This is a genomic window from Thermus aquaticus (assembly GCF_001280255.1).
GTDB classification, from domain to species: Bacteria; Deinococcota; Deinococci; order Deinococcales; family Thermaceae; genus Thermus; species Thermus aquaticus.
Map to the genome: position 1 here is coordinate 1 of NZ_LHCI01000068.1, position 350 is coordinate 350.

Annotated in this window: 1 protein-coding gene; it reads left to right on the plus strand. The window is 73.1% G+C overall.

Annotated features, from left to right (window positions below; translation table 11 throughout):
* Window positions 1-31: 31 nt before the first annotated feature.
* A partial coding sequence (locus BVI061214_RS00410) for a CobW C-terminal domain-containing protein (protein WP_162207986.1) occupies window positions 32-350 on the plus strand: 319 nt, incomplete at its 3' end.

Sequence of the window (350 nt, forward strand, 5' to 3'; positions counted from 1 at the left end):
CCGGCCCGGCGGGGGGGGGGGGGGGGTGGGGGTGGAGGAGGTCCTTTTCCCGCCCCGGAGCCTGCGCATCCTCCACCCTGGGGTCCACCTCCACGCCCACGCCCGGGTGGTGGTCCTCCCAGGGGAGGCCTCCCTGGGGGACCTCGAAGCCTGGCTCAAAGGGGTCCTCCTCCTCCTGCACGGCTCCCGTCTCCTCCGGGGCAAGGGGGTGGTCCGGCTCCGGGAGGCCCCCAAGCCCTTGGTCTTCCACCTGGAGCTGGGTTTTGCCGAGGCCAGGGACGGCCTGAACCACCTGGTCTTCATCGGAGAGGGGCTGGACCGCAGGAGCCTAGACGAAGGGGCCAGGCGGG